The organism is Bradyrhizobium sp. (assembly GCF_017881085.1).
GTDB lineage: Bacteria > Pseudomonadota > Alphaproteobacteria > Rhizobiales > Xanthobacteraceae > Bradyrhizobium.
In genome coordinates, this window is sequence record NZ_JADGRI010000463.1 from 1 (window position 1) to 3054 (window position 3054).

Annotated in this window: 5 protein-coding genes; all 5 read right to left on the minus strand. The window is 65.3% G+C overall.

All coding sequences use genetic code 11. The features are described from left to right. Positions 1 to 281 (minus strand): prepilin-type N-terminal cleavage/methylation domain-containing protein (locus QZ213_RS26635; protein WP_291689037.1); only part of this gene is annotated, 281 nt, incomplete at its 3' end. Next, complete coding sequence (locus tag QZ213_RS26640; RefSeq protein WP_291689038.1) at positions 259 to 750, minus strand: prepilin-type N-terminal cleavage/methylation domain-containing protein; 492 nt, start codon at positions 748 to 750, stop codon at positions 259 to 261. The genes QZ213_RS26635 and QZ213_RS26640, both read right to left, overlap by 23 nt. After that, on the minus strand, positions 713 to 1165 hold the full coding sequence (gene gspG / locus QZ213_RS26645) for a type II secretion system major pseudopilin GspG (protein WP_291689039.1): 453 nt from the start codon (positions 1163 to 1165) through the stop codon (positions 713 to 715). The genes QZ213_RS26640 and gspG overlap by 38 nt, the downstream gene beginning before the upstream one ends. Positions 1166 to 1199: 34 nt before the next feature. Continuing rightward, the gene (locus QZ213_RS26650) at positions 1200 to 2414 is read right to left on the minus strand and encodes a type II secretion system F family protein (protein ID WP_291689040.1); all 1215 of its coding nucleotides are present in this window, start codon (positions 2412 to 2414) and stop codon (positions 1200 to 1202) included. A gap of 4 nt (positions 2415 to 2418) precedes the next feature. After that, positions 2419 to 3054: ATPase, T2SS/T4P/T4SS family (locus QZ213_RS26655; RefSeq protein ID WP_291689041.1), on the minus strand; the 636-nt coding region annotated here is incomplete at its 5' end.

Sequence of the window (3054 nt, forward strand, 5' to 3'; positions counted from 1 at the left end):
GCGTCGGATGCATTCATCGGGGCGACGTCGATCCGCCAGCGATGGCCGGCGAGCTCCCCGGACTGGCGGCCGGGCTTCAGGAGATTGCGCGCGGGCAATTCGGCGAGCAGCGTCTCGGCGGCGCCGGTCAGGGCCAGGCGCTGGTCGATCGAGCGCGTGCCCTTCACGCTGGTCGCGACCACGGCACCGATCGATGACAGCACGGCAGCGACGATCGCCAGCGCCACCAGCGCTTCGATCAGGGTGAAACCAGCAACGTCAGAGCAACTTCTGCGGGACAATATCAACGCCTCCGGTCAGCCAGTTGACGCGAACCTCAAATCCCATCCCCGGACGCGCCAGCGCGATCACGCCGCCGCACGACATGCCCGACGGAAAGAACTCGATCGACCTGCCGGCGATTCGATCCGCGCATCGCGATGCCAGCATCGCCTCCAGCGTCACATCGCTGGGCAGGCGGATGGTACGGCCCGTCACGCCGGAGCGGATCGAGCGCGCCTCGGCGTCAACCGTCGTCTTCACCTGGATCTGCCGGCGCAGCGCCGCGTTGCGATCAGCCTTCAGCAACGCCGCGGCTTCCACGGCGTAGCTCTCGAGCTTGGCACGCGAGGTGGCCCGCGGTATCGCCGGCAATATGATCGCGGCGAGCATGCCGATGATGGCGAGCACGCACAGGATCTCGATCAGCGCGAAACCCCGCTCGCCGCTTCGCTCAGCGTGCGCCGCTGGCAATGTCGGTAGCCGTTCCACTGCCGCCTTCCTGACCGTCAGACCCGAGCGAAATGATTTCGTAAGGCGCGTGTTCGCCCGGCGAGCGGTAGACGTAGCCGTGCCCCCAGGGATCATTGGGCACCACGCCGCCCCGCAAGTATGGCCCGTTCCAGCCGGGAATGTTGTTGCTGCGGGTCAGTGCGGCAAGGCCTTCGTTGGAACTGGGATAGTGGCCGAGATCGAGGTAATATAGATCGAGCGCGCTGGAAAAGCTTTCGATCTGGATTTTCGCGGCCTTCGCCTTGGACTCGCCGAGATAGCCGAGCACGCGCGGGCCCACCAGCGCCATGATCAGCCCGATGATGGTGATCACCACGAGGATCTCCACCAGCGTAAAGCCGGCCTGCCCGCGCCGCCGCCTTCGAGTTGCTAAAGCCAGAACGTTTCGACCCACCTCAGTCGCCTCCTCGAACTTCACGTCTTCCGTGCTAGCCGACAATCTGACTGACGGAAAGCAACGCCGTCATGACAGACACGATCAAACCGCCGACGACGATGCTGATCGTGATGATCGCCGCAGGCCCGGCAATGCCGACCACGCGATCGAGCGTGCGCTGCAGCTTCGTCTCGTAGAACTCGGCGACCCGGCCCGCCAGCATCGGCAATTGCCCGGTTTCGTCGCCAAGCCGCAGCATCCGCACCGCCATCGCCGGCAGCGCCTTGGTATCGGATAGCGCATCCGACAGTTTTGCGCCATGGCGGACCCGGTCGGCGGCATCGGTCCAGACCGCGGACGGCCCCGTCGACGACATCATGTCGACGAGAATCCGGAGTGTCGTCGTGAGATTGACGCCGCTTCCGAGCAACAGCCCGAGATTCCGGCAAAACAGCGACGTCCGATAGAACTTCATCACCTCCCGGATCGCCGGCAACTGCGTCATCGCGTTGACGATACTGCGGCGCACGCTTTGCTGGCGCAGCAGCAGCCAGCCACCGGCGATAGCGGCCGCGAGCGCCGCCAGCACCACGTCGGAATTGTTCCGCAGGAAGGTCGAAAGGTTCAGAAAGGTGAGAATGATCGGGTCAACCTTGGCGCCGAAATCGGTCAGCACGCTGGCGAATTGCGGCAGTACGAATGTAAGAAAGAACAAGAGCACGCAGCCTGCCGCGCTGAGCACGAACAGGGGATAGCGGATGGCGTCGCCGAGCCGGCGCTTCAGCGCCTCGGTGCGGCTGCGTTCGTCGGCGAGCACCTCGAGCACCTGGTCGAGCGAGCCCGACGCCTCGCCGACCCGGATCAGCGCCACATACATCGGCGGAAACAACCCCTCGTGCCGCGCCAGCGCTTCCGCTAAGCTTTCGCCGGCGATGACGTGCGAGCGAATATCAACGACCACCGGCCGCAGCCGGCCGAAATCGTGGTCGGCGGCGAGCAACTCGAGACCGTCATTGATCCGCGCGCCGGCGCGCAGCAACAGCGCGAGGTCGCGGGTGAAGATGGTGACGTCCTCGGCCTTCGGCTGGTTGAAGATGCTGAGCAGGCTGCGGGCCGAGCCGCCGCCCTCCTCGAGCGTGACGTTGTCGACCAGCACCAGGCCGAGACGTTCGATCCGCTGCGCGACATCGCCTGGCGCGGATGCCGCGATCGCGCCGGAGACCAGTTCGCCGTTGCTGTTGAGAGCGCGATAACGATAATTCGGCATGGGATCACCGAATGGTCGTGACGCGGAAAACCTCGGGCACCGTGGTCAACCCGGCCCGGCATTTCGCCACCGCGTCCGCCAGCATCGTGGTCATGCCCCCGGCCATCGCCGCCGAATCGACGACATGGGAATCCGTCTGCGGTCCGATCAGCCTGCGAACCTCCTCGGACATTTCGAGGATCTCGAACACGCCGTTGCGGCCGCGATAACCGGTGCCGCCGCAACGCTCGCATCCGCCGGCCTCGTGAATCATCTCGCCGGCGGAAAAGCCGATCACAGCGAAGCGCGGATCCTTGTCGATGTCGGCAGCCGTCAGACGATGCGGCACCTTGCAGCGGTCGCACAACACCCGCACCAGCCGCTGCGCGACCACCGCGCGGAGCGTCGACTTCAGCAGAAAACTTTCGATGCCGAGATCGATCAGCCGAGGCACGGCGGCAGCCGCGGTCTCGGTATGCAGCGTTGTCAGCACGAGATGGCCGGTCAGCGCCGCGTGGATGGCGATATGCGCGGTCTCGGCGTCACGGATTTCGCCGACCATGATCACGTCGGGATCCTGGCGGACGAAGGCGCGCATGGCGGACGCAAAAGTGAGACCGATCGACGGCTTGACCTGCGACTGGTTGATGCCGGGGATTTC